The organism is Magnetospirillum sp. SS-4 (genome assembly GCF_902729425.1).
In the GTDB taxonomy this organism is placed as follows: domain Bacteria; phylum Pseudomonadota; class Alphaproteobacteria; order Rhodospirillales; family Magnetospirillaceae; genus Phaeospirillum.
Genome location: NZ_CACVCH010000035.1, coordinates 1 through 17,967 on the forward strand (window position 1 = coordinate 1; position 17,967 = coordinate 17,967).

The window sequence follows — 17,967 nt, forward strand, 5'->3', positions numbered from 1 at the left end:
GGTTTGAAATCTGACGGGGCTTGACGACAGTGGCGGGAAGTAGGCACCCTCCTATATGCTTAGCGGAAAGCATGGAGTGGACACAATGGCATCAGATATGCAAACTGAGCGTTTGTGGTCGAGGCTGGCAGCAATCCATCAGAGAGTGCAATGGATGGCCGACGAAGAGGCTAGGTCGGCGTGGGTAAACGGCCCTGCTGCGCAGGGCATGTACCTTGATGAGAAAGAACGCCTTATCGATGAGGCTGAGCGGGTTCTTGATGCCTTGGAGGCAATCCATACCTAAAGGCCCCAAAGGACAGAAGCGCCCCGCCGACGTGATCGGCGCAGCCATCATGGTGGCGAAGATCGCCACGGGTGAGATTGAGGAATCGACCGAACTGGATGACGGCGTCACGGATCGGCTGTGGAGCATGGAAGATATCGTTGCGCTGATCGATGCGCGGGCGGAGGCGCCGAAGCGGCCCTTATCTTATCGAAAATCCACCCTATCCGATTGATATCTTAGGTGGTTCGCCCATCGTTCTAATGTTGGCGTTGACTCTTCCGAGAACCTACAGCATGTTGTGGGTAGGTGATCGCCACCCCTTTTTCACCGAGTGCCCTTGTGCCCTGAAACGGGCGGGGTGCATCGGGCTCCTCGGAGTGACAGGCTCAGTCCTGTTCGCTGGAAAGAGGAGAAAGCGATGGTGGGGTATTTCCGCCAGAAGCTGGTGCACGTTCGTGCGTACACCAGGCTCCGGTTCGGGCACCTTGAGCATGTCAGTGCTCATTGGCGTTCGCTGCCGCAGCAGCTTCAGTTCAACTTCTAATCAGTAACGTTGGGCTAGGTGGCGATCACCACCATCACCGAAGTGATGGTGTGCATTAACACCACCTACTGTCAACCACATAAAGACATCTTTATGTATGAATGTCGCTCCTCGGCGAACCCGGTTCGTTTGGTGCCCTGGATTTCAAACTGAGACACTGCCCCCACAGCGCTCTCCTTGACTTGGGCTGGTTTCGCCGTAGAGTCTCCCCCCTTTTCGGTTTCGTTGCAAGAGAGTGCGCCATGGTCGCCATCACCCTGCCCGACGGGTCCGTCCGTCAGTATGATCACCCGGTGACGGGTCTGGACGTGGCCAAGTCCATCGGCCCCGGTCTGGCCAAGGCCGCCCTGGCCATCACCGTCGACGGCGAGATGAAGGACCTGGCCACCCTGCTGGACCGCGACGTCCGGCTGTCGATCATCACGGCCAAGAGCGGGGCCGAGGCGCTGGATCTGCTGCGCCACGACGCCGCCCACGTCATGGCCGAGGCGGTGAAGGAACTGTATCCCGAGACCCAGGTCACCATCGGCCCCAGCATCGAAAACGGCTTTTACTACGACTTCGCCCGCCCGACCCCCTTCGGTCCCGAGGACCTGGAGAAGATCGAGAAGCGCATGGCCGAGATCGTCGACCGCGACGAGGCCATCACCCGCGAGGAATGGGACCGCGACGAGGCGGTGAAATTCTTCCAGTCCATCGGCGAGGCGTACAAGGCCGAGATCATCGCCTCGATTCCCGCCGACCAGAAGATCGGGCTCTACCGCCAGGGCAAGTTCATCGACCTGTGCCGCGGCCCGCACCTGCCGTCGACGGGAAAGCTGGGCAAGGCGTTCAAGCTGATGAAGCTGGCCGGCGCCTATTGGCGTGGCGATTCCAGGAACGAGATGCTGCAACGCATCTACGGCACCGCCTGGTTCGACAAGAAGGAGCTGGACGCCTATCTCCACATGCTGGAAGAGGCGGAAAAGCGCGACCACCGCCGCCTCGGCCGCGAGATGGAGCTGTTCCACCAGCAGGAGGAAGCGGTCGGCAGCGTGTTCTGGCATCCCAAGGGCTGGCAGCTCTACCGCACCGTCGAGAGCTATATGCGCCGCCGGCTGGAAGCCAACGACTACCAGGAGGTCAAGACGCCGCAACTGGTGGATTTCTCGCTGTGGGAGGCCTCGGGCCACGCCGACAAGTTCTCGGAAAGCATGTTCACCATCAAGACCCAGGACGAGCGGCACCTGGCGGTCAAGCCGATGAACTGCCCCTGCCACGTCCAGATATTCCGCCAGGGCATCAAGAGCTACCGCGACCTGCCGCTACGCATGGCCGAATTCGGGTCCTGTCATCGCTATGAGCCGTCGGGCGCACTGCACGGCATCATGCGGGTGCGCGCCTTCACCCAGGACGACGCCCACATCTTTTGCACCGAGGACCAGATCACCTCGGAAACCATCGCCTTCTGCCAGTTGCTGAAGGAGATCTACACCGATTTCGGCTTCACCGACGTGCGGGTCAAGTTCTCCGACCGACCGGCCAAGCGGGCCGGCGCCGATGAGACCTGGGACAAGGCGGAATCGGCCCTGCTGGAAGCCTCCAGGGCCGCCGGGCTGGAAACCACGCTCAATCCCGGCGAGGGCGCCTTCTACGGCCCCAAGCTGGAATTCGTGCTCAGGGACGCCATCGGCCGCGACTGGCAATGCGGCACCTTGCAGGTGGATTTCGTGCTGCCCGAGCGGCTGGACGCCTCCTATGTGGGCGAGGACGGCGGCCGCCACCGGCCGGTGATGCTGCACCGCGCCGTGCTGGGCTCGTTCGAGCGCTTCCTCGGGATTCTCATCGAGAACTTCGCCGGCCGCTTCCCGGTATGGCTGGCGCCCGTCCAGGTGGTGGTCGCCACCATCGTCTCCGAGGCCGACGATTTCGCCCGCGAGGTCCAGGCCACCCTGAAGGCCGCCGGAATCCGCGCCGAACTCGACCTCCGCAACGAGAAAATCAATTACAAGGTTCGCGAGCATTCGGTCGCCAAAGTCCCGGTCATGCTGGTGGTCGGCAAGCGCGAGGCCGAAAATCGTTCGGTGGCCGTGCGCCGACTGGGCAGCCAGGACCAAGAAATTCTTGCGCTGGATCAGGCAGTGGTTAAACTCACAGCCGAAGCGACCCCTCCCGCCTGACGGGGCGGGTCGCCGCAATGATCGGATCGCCCCGGCCTGCCGCCCTGCCGCCAGGCCCATTCGGCATCCCTGGACCAAGGAGAGTGTTACATAGCTAGGCCACCGATGCAGACGCCGCCCAAGAACGACGGGCCCCGCGTCAACCGCGAGATCGACGTGCGTTCCATCCGCCTGGTGGGCGCCGATGGAGAAATGATCGGAGTCGTGACCCTGCGCGAGGGTCTGACCATGGCCGAGGAAGCCGGGCTCGATCTGGTCGAGGTTTCCCCCAACGCCGATCCGCCGGTCTGCAAGATTCTGGACTTCGGAAAGTTCAAGTACGAGGACCAGAAAAAGAAGAATGCCGCCCGCAAGAAGCAGAAGGTGATCGAGGTCAAGGAGATCAAGCTCCGCCCGAACATCGACGAGCACGACTACGACGTCAAGATGCGGAGCATGAAGAAATTCCTCGAGGAAGGCGACAAGGTGAAGGTCACCCTTCGCTTCCGCGGCCGCGAACTCGCCCACCAGGATCTCGGCATGAAGGTGCTGGAGAAGGTCAAGGACGACCTGGAAACCCTGGGCAAGATCGAACAGGTTCCCAAGATGGAAGGCCGGCAGATGGTCATGGTGATCGCGCCCCGCTGAACCGGCGGGCGCGATTGGTTCGACCCCGGCGTTCGCCGTCTACATCCCCCCTGCATCCAGGTGGTTGTCCACCCATGCCCGGAAATCGCGAGGGAAGCGATTGTCTTCGCCGCGACGGCTGCTATCATCGGAACGGGCTGGAGGGCCGTGAATGACCGATGACATTCCAACCACGACCATGTTTTTTTTCGGCACCCTGATGGACCCCGACATTCTGGCCATCATCCTGGGACGATCACCGCAAAAGGCGGAATGCGAGGCGGCGTTCCTGCGTGGCCGGCGGCGGGTGCATGTGGCCGGCCGCCCCTATCCCATGCTGGTCGAACACGCCGGCGGCCGGGTCGAGGGGGTGCTGGTCCACGGGTTGGGGGATCGGGACCGCGCCCGTCTGGCATATTACGAGGGCTGGGAATACGTCACCGAGCCGGTGACGGTTCGCACCCTGTCGGGAAAGACCGTCGCGACCGAGATGTTCACCTGTTCGTCCGGCATTCTTCCCGACACCCACGACTGGCGCCTTGACGTCTGGCAGCGCAAGCACAAGCCGGCGGCCGTCACCGCCGCCACCGAGACCATGACCCGCTTCGCCCGCGTCTCGGCCTGAAGCCGCCGCCGACGACCGGCCGCGATCAGTCCCCGGTGCTTTCGCGCACCAACCGGCGCAACGCCTCGATATCGGTGATCTCGACCTCGCGCCCATGGGTTTCCACCCCCACCGCCTTCAGGCGGTTCAAGGCCCGCGACAGGCTTTCCGGTGCGATGCCGATGCGGCTGGCCAGCACCGCCTTGGTCAGGGGCAGCCGGACCCGTTCCCCGCCACCGGCCTTGTCGGCCTTGGCGGCCAGGGCCAGCAGGAAGGTGGCCAAGCGCTGGCTGGGCGACTTGCTCTTCAACTCGCTGATCTCGTGGACCAGACCGGCCTGACGGCGCGACAAGCCGGCCAGCAGGGCAAGCCCCAGCGAGCGGTGGTCGGCCAGACGCTTGAGGAATTGCGGGGCCGGCACATGCACCAGCCGCGACCCGGCCGCCACCTCGCAATTGAGCGGAAACACCCCCGACGAGAAGATGGCGGCCTCGGCGAAGGAGCAGACCGGGTCGAACACCTCGATGATGGACTGGTCGCCGGTCTCGGTCAGGGCGAACAGGCTGACCCGCCCCTCCAGCATGACGAAGAAGCGGTCGGCCTTGTCGCCCTGGCTGAACAGCAATTCCGCCTCGGGATAGGAGACCATGTGGGCGCCGTCCAGCAGCATGGACAGGTCGGCGGGGGCAAGGCCGGCCAGCAGCGGCGCCAGGGACACCAGATCCAGATCGGAGGCGGCCAAGGTTCCCATGCGGATCATCCCGTTTCATCCTCGGCGCAGAAATCGCGCAGCCGCTCGATCCTGGCGATGACCACCAGATTGTCCGGCCGCGATTCCACCCCCAGCCTGCCCAGCTTGGCCAGGGCGCGGGACAGGCTTTCCGGCTTCATACCCAGTTGATCGGCCACCAGACGCTTGTCGTAGGGAAAGCGGAGTTCCGCCCGCCCGGTTTCCGCCTCGACCATGGTGAGGAGAAAACTGCCCAGCCGCTGGGCGGTGGTCTTCAGCTTCAATTCGGCGATCTGGCGGATCAGCATGCGCAGGCGCAGCGACATGGTGGCCAGCATGTGCAGCATGATGTCGAACCGCCCTTCCAGGCGGGCGCGGAACGCCACCGCCGGAATGGCCAGCAGGGAGGCCTGGGTCAGCACCCGCGCCGTCATGATGTAGCGGCCCGAGCCGAACATGGCGGCGTCGCCCAGCACCGCGTTGCGCCGCGCCACCTCGACCACGCTGCGCCGGCCGCCGGAATCCAGCGACAGCTCCACATGACCGTCCAGCACCACGTAGAAGAATTCGACGGGCTGGCCCTCGCGGTACAATTCGTGCTCGTGATCGAGGACAAGCAGCTCGGCGCCGTCCAGCAGCCCGCGCACATCCTTTTCCACCAGCCCCGTGAACAGGGGGACGAACTGCAATTGCAGCAGCACATCCCGTTCCAGCCCCTGCATCGCCACGCTTTCCATCGCCTCAGCCGGGCAAACCGTACGACGAAGACGCCCGGCGTTCCAGCGGTTTATGGCCCAACCGCCCGCAGGGATATTCCTCAGGCCACGACGCGGTTGCGGCCCTGGGCCTTGGCCCGGTAGAGGGCGGCATCGGCGCGGGCCAGCACCATGTCCACCGAGGTTTCCTCGGCGTTCCGCTCGGCGACCCCCAGGCTGGCGGTCAACCGCAACGCGGGCAGGTCGCCGCCCAGCGGCAAGGCGATGGCGGCAATGGCCTGGCGCAGGCGCTCGGCCACCTCGACAGCGCCGGCCAGCGGCGTTTCGGGCAGCAGGACGGCGAATTCCTCGCCGCCGATCCGCCCCAGCAGATCGACCTCGCGCAGCCTGGAGCGCATGGCCTCCGCCACCGCCCGCAAGGCGCGGTCGCCCATGGCATGGCCGTGACGGTCGTTGACCTGCTTGAACAGGTCGACGTCGAACATCACCAGCGAGACGAAGTTGCCATAGCGCACCGAACGTTCCATTTCCTGCTCGGCGACGGTGAAGAAGGCGCGACGGTTGAAGGTGCCGGTCAGGTCGTCGATGGTCGCCATCTGGCGCAGCTGGTGCTCCATGCGCTTGCGCTCGGTGATGTCGGTGATGATTCCGATGGTGCCGCCCTTGCCGGGGCAGACCTCGGCCAGCCGCCCCTTGCGGATCATCACGGTCAACGCCTCGTCGCCGATGTCCAGCCCGGCCTCCAGCGCCACCGTGGCCGCCTCCTCGCGCCCCAGCAGCGCATCGGTGCGGCGGTCCATCTCGTCCAGGGCCTCCGGCACGCGATCAGCGTTCCCCGACAGGCCGAACATGTCGCGGAATGCCCGGTTGCACATCCGCAGGGTGCCGTGGGAATCCTTGAACCAGACCGGCTGGGGCAGCATGTCCACAAGGTTCTCGGCGAACTGCCGGGCCTGATCCAGTTCGCAGGTCCGATCCTCCACCCTCTGCTCCAGGGTGGCGTTCAGCGTCTCGATGGTGGTGAGACTGCTCCAGGACCGCAGGCCGCCCACCAGGGCGGTGAACAGCTTCTGGGCGGTCAGTTCGGTCTTGCCGCGATAATCGTTGATGTCGTAGGCCAGCATGACGTCGCGCTCGGGCGCCTCGCCGGGCTGGCCGGTGCGCAACACGATGCTGATGCGCCGGTTGCCCAGATCCTCGCGGATGTGGCGAACCAGGGCGAGGCCGGCGTCCGGGGTCTCCATCACCACGTCCAGCAGAATCACCGGAATATCGTCGGCCGAGCTGTCCAGGATCTCGCGGGCCTCGGCGGCGGAATAGGCGCTGACCACCTGGAACGGCCTGTCCATGAACGACTGATCGCGCAGCAGCACCCGGGTCATGGCGTGGACGTCGGGTTCGTCGTCCACCACCAGTACCGTCCACGGCCTGGCGGCCGCGTCCTCGGCCCGGACCCGCCGTTCCCGGCGGAGCAACATCTTTCCCCTGGCGGGGGTCTTCGGTTCCCGGCTGGTGGGTGAGGCCAATTCAGGCATGACTGTCCGCCCCCTCTTCTTGGGCATCATCTCCCGTCCCACCTATGAATTTTGGCATAAGGGGCAGAGGCGCTCCACCCACCAGTTGCGCCGCTCGGTAACAAACATTCACATTTTTTAATGCAGGGGCGTCGTCACCAGCGGCAGGGTGATGACGAAGCGGATGCCGGATTCGGCGGAACCGCCCTCGACGGCCACCGATCCCTCCAGCGGCCCGGTGACCAGATTGTAGACGATGTGCAGACCCAGCCCCGACCCGCCGCTTCCCCGCCTGGTGGTGAAGAACGGATCGAAGATACGGCCGCGGTTCTCCTCGGAAATACCCTTGCCGTTGTCGGAATAGACGATCCGCACCCGTCCGGCCTCGGGCTGGTCCACCTGGATGGCGATGGCGCCGATGGTGCCGGGATCGAAGGCGTGGATCAGCGAATTCATCACGAAGTTGCCGAGAACCTGGGACAGGGCGCCGGGATAGCTGGTCATGGCGATACCGCCGGGACAGTCAATGGAAACCGCGTGCCCGGCCTGGCGCAGATGTGGTCCCAGGCTGGCCATGGTCTCACGGATATAGGCGCCCAGATCGAACTTGCGCCGTTCCGAGGTGGTGCGGTCCACCGCCACCTGCTTGAAGCTGCGGATCAGTTCGGCGGCGCGCTCGCAATTGGCAAGGATCAGGTTGGTGGTGTCGGTGGCGGTGGCCATGTAGCGTTCGAAATCGTCGACGCCGATATCGTCGGCCTCGAACAATTCGCGCATCCTGGCGGTGGAATCGGCCAGATGCGAGGCGCACGACAACGCGATGCCGACGGGAGTGTTGATTTCGTGGGCGACACCACCGACCAGGGCGCCGAGCGAGGCCAGCTTTTCGGCCTGGACCAGGGATTCCTGCGCCGCCGTCAGGCGGTCCAGCGCTTCCTCCGCCTCGGCCTTGCGCCGGCCCAACTCGTGATTGACGGCGGCCAACTGGGCCTGGAGACGGTCGCTGACCTTCACCAGCCGCCGCTGTTCGCGCACGCTGCGGCCATAAGCCTCAATCAGCGCGTCCAGGCCGTCGCGGACCGGCTGCGGCGATCCGGCGACATCGCGGCGAAGGGCCTCGGCCTGTTCGAGGGTCCTCTCCTCGGCATCGAACAGGTTGAACTCGGCCATCCTAGCCGACGGGGACCAGCTTGAACGAGACGTGCTCCAGATCCTCGCTGAAATCCTCGCCGAATTCCTTCATGGTGTCGTCGTCGGGGGCAAAAAACCAGGAAATGGTCACGGCGGCACCGGCGCCGGCGGCGTTGTCGAGCATCTGGAACATATTCATCAGCGCCTTGGCGCTGGAGCTGTTGAAATAGGTCAGGTCAAACTCGACCTCGATCGCCCGGCGGCCGGCATCGGCGAGGAACCCTTCCAGGGCGGCGAAGACGGGGCCGAACACGGTCGAGGCGTCCTCGGGATAGGATTCCCCCCTGAGGCGCAGGACCCCCCGCTCGAAATCAAAATCCACCTCGGGCGAGCGCTCGGTGGCGGCAACTTTCAGATTGTCCATGACCATCTCAGATGGAAACCTTCATGCAGAAAAAGAACAGATCGTCATCGATCGGTTCGAAATCAAATTCGATGGGCTCGCTGGCCCGCCGGGCGATCTCGATCAGTCCGATGGTGGCCCCTCGGCTCTGTTCCTCGGGCGCTTCGCGCAATTGCTCCTTGTAATAGGCCTTGATGGCGTCGCGATCCATCCCCCGCAGCCGTTCCAGACGCTCGCGCAGCCTGGGGACGTCGCCGGCCAGCACCACGTTGGCGCAGACGATGAAGAAGCGGTCGGCCTCGGTGCCGATGGTGACCATGCCCGACGAAAGCTCGACCGACTTTCCCACATGGCCGGCCAGACGATCGGCGGAATAGCGGATGATGTTCTGGGCTTGCTCGACGAACACCGAGAAGACCTTCTTGACGGTGGTGACGTCGGCATCCTCGATGGTCATTTTCTGGCGAAGCGCGTTGCCGAGCGAGTAGAGAATCTCCTCGGACATGTAGCCGGAGAACGAGAAGATGATGCCGCGCTGGTCGAGGTCCTGCTTGAACGATCGGTAATGCTTGGCCAGCATGATCAGCACCTATGCCATGTCGGGACGACGGTAACACCTGCGCGGGGGATGGCTCAAGCCGTCATCTTCGCCGCCGCCGGGACCGGACGCAGGCGGACGGTGAAGCACGACCCCCGCCGGACTTCGCTTTGCACGCTGACGCAGCCGCCATGCATCTCGACGATCTGGCGCACCATGTGCAGCCCGATTCCCGATCCCGGAATGCCGCTGGCGTTGGCGGCACGATGAAAACGTTCGAACACCCTGGCGATGTCGTCGTCGGGAATGCCGATGCCCTGGTCGGCGACGGCGAAGGCGATGTCGCCACCGTCGTGGCCGGCGGTGACCGTCACGCGGCTGCCTTCCGGCGAATACTTGACGGCGTTGCCGATCAGATTGTTGATGACCAGCGCCACCATGCCGGGATCGCCCCAGACCATCAGCGGCGCTTCCATCTCGGCGTGGTAGGCGTGGCTGGGCGAGGCGACGCGATGGTGAGCCAGGGCGACGTTGATCATGGAAGACAGGTCGAAGGCCTTTTCGTGCAGGATGATCCGCCCGCTGTCCAGCTGTTCGTCGGCGAGACAGGTATCGATCAGGCCCAGCAGCCGCTGGACGCCGCCCCGGATGGTGTCGATGCGGGCGACGCTGCCGGGATCGACCTTCTCGGTCCTGAGCCGGAGCATCTGCGCCGAGGAATCGATGATGGCGAGCGGCGTGCGAAATTCGTGGCTGACCATGGACAGGAACTGGCGCAGCTGGTCCTTGGCCTCGGTCTCGCGCTTCAGGGCGTTCTCGGTCCTCAGCTTGGAGCGAGACAGGGCCTCGGTGCTGTCTTGCAATTGACGGGTGCGTTCCGTCACCTTGCGTTCGAGCCCGGCATTCAGCTCGGCCATCTCGCGGTTGAGCGTCTCGATGGTGGTGATGTCGCGCCAGGCCCGGATGGCTCCCACCAGGGCGGTGAACAGTTTCTGCGCCGTCAGTTCCGATTTGCTCTTGTAGTCGTTGACGTCGTAGGACAGCACCACGTCGCGCTCGGGCGCGTCGCCGGGCTGGCCGGTGCGCAAGATGATGCGGATATGCCGGTTGCCCATCTCGTCGCGCAGGTGGCGAACCAGCCTGAGGCCGGCGTCGGGGGTCTCCATCACCACGTCCAGCAGCATCACCGGAATTTCGGGAGACAGATCGAGGATGGCCGCCGCCTCGGCCGCCGATTCGGCGGCGATGCACTTGAACGGGCGGCCCTCGAATTCCAGGTCGCGCAGCACCACCTGGGTCATCTCGTGAACCTGACGGTCGTCGTCGACCACCAGGATTTGCCAGGGGTCGCCACCGACCTTCCGCCCCCCCTTTGGAGCGCGGTCGCGCAGCACAAGCTTGCGGGAAGCGGCCATGGGGCTCAGCGCAATCCGACGGCGGCGGCGAAGGCGTAGCCGATGCTGTGAACCGATTCGATAGGCAGGACGCAGCCGAGCGCGGCCTCGCCCTTGGCCCGCAGGCGCCGCACCATGGAATCCACCGAACGGTCGGAAGGGTCCCAGCCGCGCTTGCCCAGCGCCTTGAATATCTCGTCGCGCGAGACGGGCTCGCCCGGACGGGTGACCAGCAGCGACATGAACACCCGTTCATTGCCGGTCAGCTTCACCGCCTTGCCCTCGGGCGAAATCAAGGTCCAGCTCAACTGGTCATAGATCCATTCGGTCGGGGCGGCGGCATCGGGGAAATCGGTCTCGACCGATCCGGTCGCGGCCACCGCCCCCACTCGCATGCGGCGGGCCAGGGTCCGGACCTGCGCCTCCAGTTCGCGAAGCTCAACCGGCTTGACCATGTAGACGTCGGCCCCGACCTCCAGCCCCACCACCCGGTCGACGTTGAGCCCGCGCGCCGTCAGCATGATGATGCCGATGTCGGAATGGGAGCGCAGCCGGCCGGCGATGGAAAAGCCGCCCTCGCCGGGCAGGTTGATGTCGAGGATGATGATGTCGATGGTCCGGCCGTCCAGGGCCTCGTCCAGTTCCTTGCCGTCGCCGCAGCCGACCACGTCATGCCCGCATGCCGACAGGTACTCGACCAAATCCGTACGCAGAGGCGCCTCATCTTCGACCACCGCGATCCGAGCCATGCCTCAACCTCCGCTGCGTATGGGTACGACATGAACCATAAACGATCCAAGGCGTATATTAACAAGTGGTGGCGGAGTGTGACGAGATGTATTCAGGGCGCGAAGCTGACGGTGGCGACGGCGCGCCCTATGCGGTCCTCGCCCCAGAACGACGGCGGCGTCGGCGCCGCGCCGGCGGCGGTTATGGCGGTGCCGGAGCCGGGCTGGTCCAAGACGACGCTGCCGGCCGGGCTGGCGACGACGATGGCGCCTTCCAGCAGCAAGACGTTGAGAAGACTGTCCAGAGGCCCGCCCCAGAAGCGGGTGCCGCGCACCCCCACCGAGGCCAACGGCGTACGCACCGCCAGCGGGTGGCCGGGCAGTCTGCCGACCATGCCGGTTTCCAGCAGGAACGATCCCCGGTCGAGATGCAGCGCCGCCTTGCCTTCGTTCCGGGCGGGAATCCAGGAGAAATCCTCCACCACCATCTCGGCCTCGTCGGACAGCGTCAGCTCCATGCCGTCGGCGAAGCGGACCAGCAGCCGGGCGGCGGGACCGGTGCGCAGCCGGTCGCCCGTCCGGATGACGCCGCCCGCCGCCAGGACGCGGCCGCCGCCGGCATCCACCGCCTCGGCCCGTCCCTGCACCCGGACGACGTTGCCGGCGGACTGGGCCTGGGCCATGGCGGGAAAAAGCAGCAACGCCACGACCACGGCCAGGACCGGAACTCTCATCGCCATCACTCCCGCCGGATTGGTTCCCGTCTTTATCTCGTGGGCGCGGTGACCGAGATCAAGATACGGGACGGCGGTTTCCGATCATGGCGGACATTGCGCGAATCGGGATTGGCAGAATTTGACTTAGGCCAACGAATTGGGGATGATGCGCACGGAGCAGGAATGCACATCCGGTCATCGCGGCGGGTGAACCACGGGGAGCATCATGGCGAAGTCTGTGCTGATCGTTGAAGACAATGAGTTGAACATGAAGCTGTTCAACGATCTGCTCCAGGCCAATGGCTATGCCACCCTTCAGACCAAGGATGGCCGCGAGGTGGTGGACATCGCCCGCAAGCACCGGCCAGACCTGATCCTGATGGACATCCAGCTGCCGGAGATTTCCGGACTGGAAATCACCAAGATGCTCAAGGATGACGCCGAGCTGAAATCGATCCCGGTCATCGCCGTCACCGCCTTCGCCATGAAGGGCGACGAGGAGAAGATTCGCGAGGGCGGCTGCGAAGGCTATATCGCCAAGCCGATCTCGGTCTCCAACTTCCTTCAGACCGTCGCCCGCTTCCTCGGCTGAGATCCCCGTCCGGGGCCACGGCCATCCCAGCGGAGTCGCCATGCGTGTGATCGCCACGGTTGGCCTGACGGCAAGGCTCGCCACCATGGCCCTGCTGGTGGCCGTTCTCGGCCTGGACGCCCACGCCTCTCCGGTCCACCATACGGACGCCCGCCCCGACGCCGCCTCGGCGCCGCTTCGGGTGCTGTCGCGCATCCAGGCCGACATGGAGCGGGTCGCGGCCGGCGCCTCGCCGCGGCGGTTGCCGCCCGGCACGGCGCGCGATCCGCTGGAACGGCTGGTGGACGCGGTCGACGCCCTCCGCCGCGACCGCCCATTGCTGCTGCGCGACCATGTGGCCGCCATTCGGGCGGAAGCCATGCGGCGACTGCCGGCGGAAAGCCCGCTGCTGGCCGCCGCCGGATCACCGGAACGCTTGCCGCCGCTGGCCGGCCTGATACAGGCGATGCGGCTGGCGGACGCGGCGCTGGCCGGCGAAACGTCCGCCATCTCCCGATTGCGGCTGCCCTGCCCCCTGGTGACGGGACGCGCCGCCCACTTCGCCGAGGCCGTCCGGCATCCGGAAACCGGGACCGGAGCGGTGCTGTCCTGCCCGGTGCCTGAGAGCGCGTCGAGGGATTTCGCCCTTATGGAACGGCTGGCGGGCCGGCCCGGCGGCTTCGCCGACCTGCCCCCGCCGCCCTCGCCGTCCCCGCCCGGCCATGACGACCGCCCGCCGCCGCCGCCCTGGGACCATGCCGCCGCCGTCCGCTTCATGGCCCAGAATCCCGAAGGAGCGGAAACGCCGCTGCGCCTCGCCATGCTGGAATCCCTGACCGCCCGCCTCGACCTTGCCCTGTTCCTGCATGCCTACCGCGAGCCCTCGCCGGCCCGCGACGACGAAATCCGCTCGCTGATCGGCGGCGTCGAGCGGGCCGCCAGCCCCAAGGCCAGTCCCGCCATGCTTCGCCTCGCCGGCGCGATCACGCCCTATGACGGCAGCGACGCCTCGCTGCTGCCGATCCTGCGGCTGGCCGCCTATACGCGGGTGGCCGACGTGGCGTCGGGCGATTACCGTTATCCCTATCCCATTCCCTGCGGCGTGCTCCAGCGCCGCCCCGCCCTGGCGGCGGCCCGCGGACATGGGGCGCCCCCGGCCGAAATCGACGAACGGCCCGACTTCATTCCGGCGCTGTCGGGATGCGCCGCCGGACGGGGCAAGGTGGACGGCTTCCCCGAGGCCGCCTTCGCCGCCTTCCTGGATGCCACCGCCGAGGCAGACGGCGGGCGCGGCGCCAGCCGCTCGAAATGGCCGCGCTACCCGATGCGCATCGACGATCTGGAACGCATGGAGCGGATCATCCTCGATCCCGCCGCCCTGCTGGCCGAGCCCGAGCCGCCGTTGGACCACCCCTATCAAACCTGGGCCTACGGATCGTTGGGCAATCATGCCGCGGCCGGGCGGCTGCGCCACCTGTACCAGTCCGCCCTGACCGCCCTGGCCGCCTATTACCGCTCGCTGGGGCTGGCCGAGGCCGAGGCCGCCGCCGCCGGCCGAAGGGCTCTGTTCGGCGCCGCCCGGGGCTCGGCTTGCGGAGCGGCGCCGCCGCCCCGTTCACTGCGGCGGCTGGTGATGGACGGCGCGCCAGTGGCGGAGATCGCCGCCATCCTCGACGGCGATGGCGTCGAGGATCTGAAGCCCTTCGCCGATTGCGCCGTCTTCGCCCCCTTCGATCCCCTGCTGCATGTGGCGGCGGGGCATCCGGCGGCGCTGGCGCTGCTGTGGGAAGCGGCGGACACGGTCTCGCCCGAGGCGGATCGCGAAGGATTACGCCACATCCGCCGGATCGACGCCGTCAATCATTTCGGCAAGACCGCCCTGATGGCGGCGGCCCAGGCCGGACGGATCAATTCGGTGCGGTTCCTGCTGGATCGCGGCGCCCGCCCCGACGCCGACACATGGCAGGAAACGGGGGATGGGCGCGGCCTGACGCACGGTTCCCGCACCGCCCTGATGTATGGGGCCGCCAACGGCTCGCTGCCCCTGATCCGGATGCTGGTTGAGGCCGGCGCCGACCGCTTCCAGGCCGACGCCAGGGGATTGCGGGCGGTTCATTACCTGCTGGGACTGGGGCCGGGACCGGCCAATCCCGTCCTGTCGCCGGCCGAACGGGCGGAAGCGGCAAGGTTGCTGTATTAGGGTGGATTCGCTTGCCGTCAGTGCTGGCCGGCGAAGGCGCAGCCGCCGCAGCCCATGGGGGTTCCGCAGGCCGGGGCCGGAGCAGGGGCCGGACGCGACTTGCCCACATTGGGGGCCATGATCGCCTTGGCCACATCCTTGTCGCCGCATTCCGGACAGGTCAGTTCGCCCGCCGCCTTGCGGGTGTCGTACTCGGCGCTGTTGGAGAACCATTCGTCGAAGTGGTGATCGTGCGAGCAGCGCAGGCTGTAGAGAATCATCGCCATCCTTCCCGAAGAGGAACCGCCCCGTTATAGCGGAGCGGTTCCCGCCGACGCAACGGCGTCAGAAATCACCACCGTCGAAACCGCCGTCGAAGCCGCCGTCATAGCCCATGTCGTCGGCGACGCCGGTGTCGAGCTGAGGATCGTGCCCCCCGCCGGTATCCGCGACCGGATCGACCGGGGGCGGCGCCGCGGCCGCCTGGCCGCCGCCACCGCCGAACATGCTGGAGATGCTGTTGGCCAGCAGCATGCCGCCGGCCACGCCCACCGCCGCTCCCGCCGCCGTGCGCAGGAAGCTGCCGCCAGCCGAGGGCTGACCGCCGCCGCCCCAGGGCGATTGCTGCTGTTGCTGCGGCCGCTGCTGCGGCACCGAGGGAACCGAGCCGCGTCCCCAGGGATTGTTGCCCGGCTGCCGCCCGAAAGCGGCCGGCTGGGACTGGGCCTGGGGCTGGGGCGCCGGGCGGCGTTCCAGCTCGACGATGCGGGCGTCGCGCTCCTTGATGGCCATCTCCTGGACCACCACCGCCTCCACCAGATTGTAGGCGGAATCGGGAATCGAGCGCATGCGCTCGGCGATGAGCGCCTCGGCCTCCGGGTCCTTGGGACCGCCGGCCAGCCGGGAGAGGCGGTCGAACACGCTTTCGATCAGTTCACGTTCCTGGGGTGTCATGGTCAGCCTTCATGGGTTGGCGAAACGCGATCAGGATGTAGGGCGGTTTCCGGCAAAGTCCAAGGCCTCGGAAAAAATCGGCGATGCCGCTTGACAGAACCGCCGCCGCCGCCTAGATGGTTGGCACTCATCGACGGAGAGTGCTAACAACTCGCCGTCCGATATGAAATCGTTTTACGGAGGTTGTAAGGAATGAAGTTCAGACCGCTCCACGATCGCGTGCTGGTGAAGCGCCTCGACGCGGAAGAGAAGACCGCCGGCGGCATCATCATCCCCGACACCGCCAAGGAAAAGCCGATGCAGGGCGAAGTGATCGCCGTCGGTTCCGGCACCCGCGGCGACGACGGCAAGCTCGTCGCGCTGGACGTCAAGGCCGGCGACCGCATCCTGTTCGGCAAGTGGTCCGGCACCGAAGTCAAGATCGACGGCGACGAGCTGCTGATCATGAAGGAATCCGACATTCTCGGCATTCTCGCCTAATCCAATCAGAGGTTCAGACACATGGCTGCCAAGGAAGTCAAATTCTCCACCGACGCCCGCACCCGCATGCTGCGCGGCGTCGACATCCTCGCCGACGCGGTGAAGGTCACCCTCGGCCCGAAGGGTCGCAACGTCGTCATCGAGAAGTCGTTCGGCGCTCCGCGCATCACCAAGGACGGCGTCACCGTCGCCAAGGAGATCGAGCTGGCCGACAAGTTCGAGAACATGGGCGCCCAGATGGTGCGCGAAGTGGCCTCGAAGACCGCCGATCTGGCGGGCGACGGCACCACCACCGCCACCGTGCTGGCCCAGGCCATCGTCCGTGAAGGCGTCAAGGCGGTTGCCGCCGGCCTCAACCCGATGGACCTGAAGCGCGGCATCGATATCGCCGTCGCCGCCGTCGTCGCCGACGTCAAGAGCCGGTCGCGCAAGGTCGCCACCAACGCCGAGATCGCCCAGGTCGGCACCATCTCCGCCAATGGCGAGAAGGAAATCGGCGACATGATCGCCAGGGCCATGGAAAAGGTCGGCAACGAGGGTGTCATCACCGTCGAGGAGGCCAAGGGCCTGGACACCGAGTTGGACGTGGTCGAGGGCATGCAGTTCGACCGTGGCTACACCAGCCCGTATTTCGTCACCAACGCCGAGAAGATGACCTGCGAGCTGGATAACCCCTACATCCTGCTGCACGAGAAGAAGCTGTCCGGCCTCCAGCCGCTGCTGCCGGTGCTGGAGCAGGTGGTTCAGTCCGGCCGTCCGCTGGTCATCGTCGCCGAGGACATCGAGGGCGAGGCCCTGGCCACCCTGGTGGTCAACAAGCTGCGCGGCGGCCTGAAGGTCGCCGCGGTGAAGGCGCCGGGCTTCGGCGACCGCCGCAAGGCCATGCTGGAAGACATCGCCATCCTGACCGGTGGCCAGGTGATCTCCGAAGACCTGGGCATCAAGCTGGAAAGCGTCAACCTGGAGATGCTGGGCACCGCCAAGCGCATCACCATCACCAAGGAAGACACCACCATCGTCGACGGTTCCGGCGAGAAGAGCGGCATCGAGGCCCGCTGCAAGCAGATCCGGGCGCAGATCGAGGAAACCACCTCGGACTACGACCGCGAGAAGCTTCAGGAGCGTCTCGCCAAGCTGGCCGGCGGCGTGGCCGTCATCAAGGTCGGCGGCGGCTCCGAGATCGAGGTGAAGGAGCGTAAGGATCGCGTCGACGACGCCCTGCATGCCACCCGCGCCGCGGTCGAGGAAGGCATCGTCGCCGGCGGCGGCGTCGCCCTGCTCCATGCCGTCAAGGCCCTGGAAGGCCTGAAGTCGGGCAACGACGACCAGAAGGTCGGCATCGAGATCGTGCGGCGCGCCCTTCAGTCGCCGGTGCGTCAGATCGCCGAAAACGCCGGTCATGACGGTGCCGTGGTCGCCGGCAAGATCGGCGAGTCCAAGGACCTCACCTTCGGCTTCGACGCCCAGAACGGCGTCTACACCGACATGATCAAGGCCGGCATCATCGACCCGACCAAGGTCGTGCGCACCGCCTTGCAGGACGCCGCCTCGGTGGCCGGCCTGCTGATCACCACCGAAGCCATGATCGCCGAGCGTCCGAAGAAGGACGCCGGCGGCATGCCCGGTGGCGACATGGGCGGCATGGGCGGCATGGGCGGCATGGGCGGCATGGACTTCTAGGTCCGCGCCGGGCATCGGCCCGTTACGGCATCCCCCTCCCGGAAACGGGAGG

General features: G+C 66.2%; 19 protein-coding genes. 8 read left to right on the top strand and 11 right to left on the bottom strand.

Annotated elements, in window-relative coordinates:
- Positions 1 to 218: 218 nt before the first annotated feature.
- From MTBSS4_RS22085 to MTBSS4_RS04670, 4 genes are all read left to right on the top strand, one after another.
- Entirely contained in the window at positions 219 to 500 is a 282-nt protein-coding gene (locus MTBSS4_RS22085) for a hypothetical protein (RefSeq protein WP_217425501.1), read from the top strand.
- Between the two features lie 554 nt (positions 501 to 1,054).
- On the top strand, positions 1,055 to 2,971 hold the full coding sequence (gene thrS / locus MTBSS4_RS04660) for a threonine--tRNA ligase (RefSeq protein WP_173982234.1): 1,917 nt from the start codon (positions 1,055 to 1,057) through the stop codon (positions 2,969 to 2,971).
- 105 nt (positions 2,972 to 3,076) lie between these two features.
- Positions 3,077 to 3,598, top strand: a complete 522-nt coding sequence (gene infC / locus MTBSS4_RS04665; RefSeq protein ID WP_173982235.1) for a translation initiation factor IF-3 — start codon at positions 3,077 to 3,079, stop codon at positions 3,596 to 3,598.
- Positions 3,599 to 3,749: 151 nt separating this feature from the next.
- Positions 3,750 to 4,202, top strand: coding sequence for a gamma-glutamylcyclotransferase family protein (locus MTBSS4_RS04670; protein WP_173982236.1), 453 nt, complete (start codon positions 3,750 to 3,752; stop codon positions 4,200 to 4,202).
- 25 nt (positions 4,203 to 4,227) lie between these two features.
- Here MTBSS4_RS04670 and MTBSS4_RS04675 read toward each other — a convergent pair whose 3' ends face one another.
- The 9 genes from MTBSS4_RS04675 to MTBSS4_RS04715 form a co-directional block, all read right to left on the bottom strand.
- Positions 4,228 to 4,932, bottom strand: coding sequence for a Crp/Fnr family transcriptional regulator (locus tag MTBSS4_RS04675; RefSeq protein WP_173982237.1), 705 nt, complete (start codon positions 4,930 to 4,932; stop codon positions 4,228 to 4,230).
- Positions 4,933 to 4,937: 5 nt separating this feature from the next.
- A complete protein-coding gene (locus tag MTBSS4_RS04680; protein WP_254432378.1) occupies positions 4,938 to 5,648 on the bottom strand; it encodes a cyclic nucleotide-binding domain-containing protein in 711 nt (236 codons plus the stop codon).
- Positions 5,649 to 5,728: 80 nt separating this feature from the next.
- Complete coding sequence (locus MTBSS4_RS04685; protein WP_173982238.1) at positions 5,729 to 7,162, bottom strand: diguanylate cyclase; 1,434 nt, start codon at positions 7,160 to 7,162, stop codon at positions 5,729 to 5,731.
- A 117-nt stretch (positions 7,163 to 7,279) separates the two neighbouring features.
- Positions 7,280 to 8,311 carry a sensor histidine kinase gene (locus MTBSS4_RS04690; protein WP_173982239.1) on the bottom strand — a complete coding sequence of 344 codons (1,032 nt, stop codon included), beginning with the start codon at positions 8,309 to 8,311 and terminating at the stop codon, positions 7,280 to 7,282.
- 1 nt (position 8,312) lies between these two features.
- Positions 8,313 to 8,696 (bottom strand): DUF1987 domain-containing protein, encoded by a 384-nt coding sequence (locus tag MTBSS4_RS04695; protein ID WP_217425502.1) that lies wholly within the window; start codon positions 8,694 to 8,696, stop codon positions 8,313 to 8,315.
- A 7-nt stretch (positions 8,697 to 8,703) separates the two neighbouring features.
- Positions 8,704 to 9,255, bottom strand: a complete 552-nt coding sequence (locus MTBSS4_RS04700; RefSeq protein WP_173982241.1) for a SiaB family protein kinase — start codon at positions 9,253 to 9,255, stop codon at positions 8,704 to 8,706.
- A gap of 53 nt (positions 9,256 to 9,308) precedes the next feature.
- Positions 9,309 to 10,628 (bottom strand): hybrid sensor histidine kinase/response regulator, encoded by a 1,320-nt coding sequence (locus MTBSS4_RS04705; RefSeq protein ID WP_173982242.1) that lies wholly within the window; start codon positions 10,626 to 10,628, stop codon positions 9,309 to 9,311.
- 5 nt (positions 10,629 to 10,633) lie between these two features.
- Positions 10,634 to 11,356, bottom strand: a complete 723-nt coding sequence (locus tag MTBSS4_RS04710; protein WP_173982243.1) for a response regulator transcription factor — start codon at positions 11,354 to 11,356, stop codon at positions 10,634 to 10,636.
- A gap of 92 nt (positions 11,357 to 11,448) precedes the next feature.
- Entirely contained in the window at positions 11,449 to 12,069 is a 621-nt protein-coding gene (locus MTBSS4_RS04715; protein ID WP_173982244.1) for a FecR domain-containing protein, read from the bottom strand.
- A 208-nt stretch (positions 12,070 to 12,277) separates the two neighbouring features.
- Here MTBSS4_RS04715 and MTBSS4_RS04720 point away from each other — a divergent pair, with 208 nt between their 5' ends.
- Both MTBSS4_RS04720 and MTBSS4_RS04725 read left to right on the top strand, forming a co-directional pair.
- The gene (locus MTBSS4_RS04720; RefSeq protein WP_173982245.1) at positions 12,278 to 12,643 is read left to right on the top strand and encodes a response regulator; all 366 of its coding nucleotides are present in this window, start codon (positions 12,278 to 12,280) and stop codon (positions 12,641 to 12,643) included.
- A 40-nt stretch (positions 12,644 to 12,683) separates the two neighbouring features.
- Complete coding sequence (locus MTBSS4_RS04725; protein ID WP_173982246.1) at positions 12,684 to 14,822, top strand: ankyrin repeat domain-containing protein; 2,139 nt, start codon at positions 12,684 to 12,686, stop codon at positions 14,820 to 14,822.
- Positions 14,823 to 14,839: 17 nt separating this feature from the next.
- Here MTBSS4_RS04725 and MTBSS4_RS04730 read toward each other — a convergent pair whose 3' ends face one another.
- Both MTBSS4_RS04730 and MTBSS4_RS04735 read right to left on the bottom strand, forming a co-directional pair.
- Positions 14,840 to 15,082, bottom strand: a complete 243-nt coding sequence (locus tag MTBSS4_RS04730) for a DUF1178 family protein (RefSeq protein ID WP_173982247.1) — start codon at positions 15,080 to 15,082, stop codon at positions 14,840 to 14,842.
- Between the two features lie 64 nt (positions 15,083 to 15,146).
- Positions 15,147 to 15,755 (bottom strand): DUF2076 domain-containing protein, encoded by a 609-nt coding sequence (locus MTBSS4_RS04735; RefSeq protein ID WP_173982248.1) that lies wholly within the window; start codon positions 15,753 to 15,755, stop codon positions 15,147 to 15,149.
- A gap of 192 nt (positions 15,756 to 15,947) precedes the next feature.
- Here MTBSS4_RS04735 and groES point away from each other — a divergent pair, with 192 nt between their 5' ends.
- Complete coding sequence (groES, locus tag MTBSS4_RS04740; protein WP_173982249.1) at positions 15,948 to 16,235, top strand: co-chaperone GroES; 288 nt, start codon at positions 15,948 to 15,950, stop codon at positions 16,233 to 16,235.
- 21 nt (positions 16,236 to 16,256) lie between these two features.
- Positions 16,257 to 17,915 carry a chaperonin GroEL gene (groL, locus tag MTBSS4_RS04745; protein ID WP_173982250.1) on the top strand — a complete coding sequence of 553 codons (1,659 nt, stop codon included), beginning with the start codon at positions 16,257 to 16,259 and terminating at the stop codon, positions 17,913 to 17,915.
- Positions 17,916 to 17,967 lie beyond the last annotated feature (52 nt).

Coding starts and splice junctions, on each gene's coding strand:
- MTBSS4_RS04675 (WP_173982237.1), bottom strand. CDS start 4,932: ATGGGAACCTTGGCCGCCTCCGATCTGGATCTGGTGTCCCTGGCGCCG.
- MTBSS4_RS04710 (WP_173982243.1), bottom strand. CDS start 11,356: ATGGCTCGGATCGCGGTGGTCGAAGATGAGGCGCCTCTGCGTACGGAT.
- MTBSS4_RS04735 (WP_173982248.1), bottom strand. CDS start 15,755: ATGACACCCCAGGAACGTGAACTGATCGAAAGCGTGTTCGACCGCCTC.
- MTBSS4_RS04685 (WP_173982238.1), bottom strand. CDS start 7,162: ATGCCTGAATTGGCCTCACCCACCAGCCGGGAACCGAAGACCCCCGCC.
- MTBSS4_RS04690 (WP_173982239.1), bottom strand. CDS start 8,311: ATGGCCGAGTTCAACCTGTTCGATGCCGAGGAGAGGACCCTCGAACAG.
- MTBSS4_RS04680 (WP_254432378.1), bottom strand. CDS start 5,648: ATGGAAAGCGTGGCGATGCAGGGGCTGGAACGGGATGTGCTGCTGCAA.
- MTBSS4_RS04705 (WP_173982242.1), bottom strand. CDS start 10,628: ATGGCCGCTTCCCGCAAGCTTGTGCTGCGCGACCGCGCTCCAAAGGGG.
- MTBSS4_RS04725 (WP_173982246.1), top strand. CDS start 12,684: ATGCGTGTGATCGCCACGGTTGGCCTGACGGCAAGGCTCGCCACCATG.
- MTBSS4_RS04670 (WP_173982236.1), top strand. CDS start 3,750: ATGACCGATGACATTCCAACCACGACCATGTTTTTTTTCGGCACCCTG.
- MTBSS4_RS04720 (WP_173982245.1), top strand. CDS start 12,278: ATGGCGAAGTCTGTGCTGATCGTTGAAGACAATGAGTTGAACATGAAG.
- MTBSS4_RS04715 (WP_173982244.1), bottom strand. CDS start 12,069: ATGAGAGTTCCGGTCCTGGCCGTGGTCGTGGCGTTGCTGCTTTTTCCC.
- thrS (WP_173982234.1), top strand. CDS start 1,055: ATGGTCGCCATCACCCTGCCCGACGGGTCCGTCCGTCAGTATGATCAC.
- MTBSS4_RS04700 (WP_173982241.1), bottom strand. CDS start 9,255: ATGCTGGCCAAGCATTACCGATCGTTCAAGCAGGACCTCGACCAGCGC.
- MTBSS4_RS04695 (WP_217425502.1), bottom strand. CDS start 8,696: ATGGACAATCTGAAAGTTGCCGCCACCGAGCGCTCGCCCGAGGTGGAT.
- MTBSS4_RS22085 (WP_217425501.1), top strand. CDS start 219: ATGAGAAAGAACGCCTTATCGATGAGGCTGAGCGGGTTCTTGATGCCT.
- groES (WP_173982249.1), top strand. CDS start 15,948: ATGAAGTTCAGACCGCTCCACGATCGCGTGCTGGTGAAGCGCCTCGAC.
- MTBSS4_RS04730 (WP_173982247.1), bottom strand. CDS start 15,082: ATGATTCTCTACAGCCTGCGCTGCTCGCACGATCACCACTTCGACGAA.
- groL (WP_173982250.1), top strand. CDS start 16,257: ATGGCTGCCAAGGAAGTCAAATTCTCCACCGACGCCCGCACCCGCATG.
- infC (WP_173982235.1), top strand. CDS start 3,077: ATGCAGACGCCGCCCAAGAACGACGGGCCCCGCGTCAACCGCGAGATC.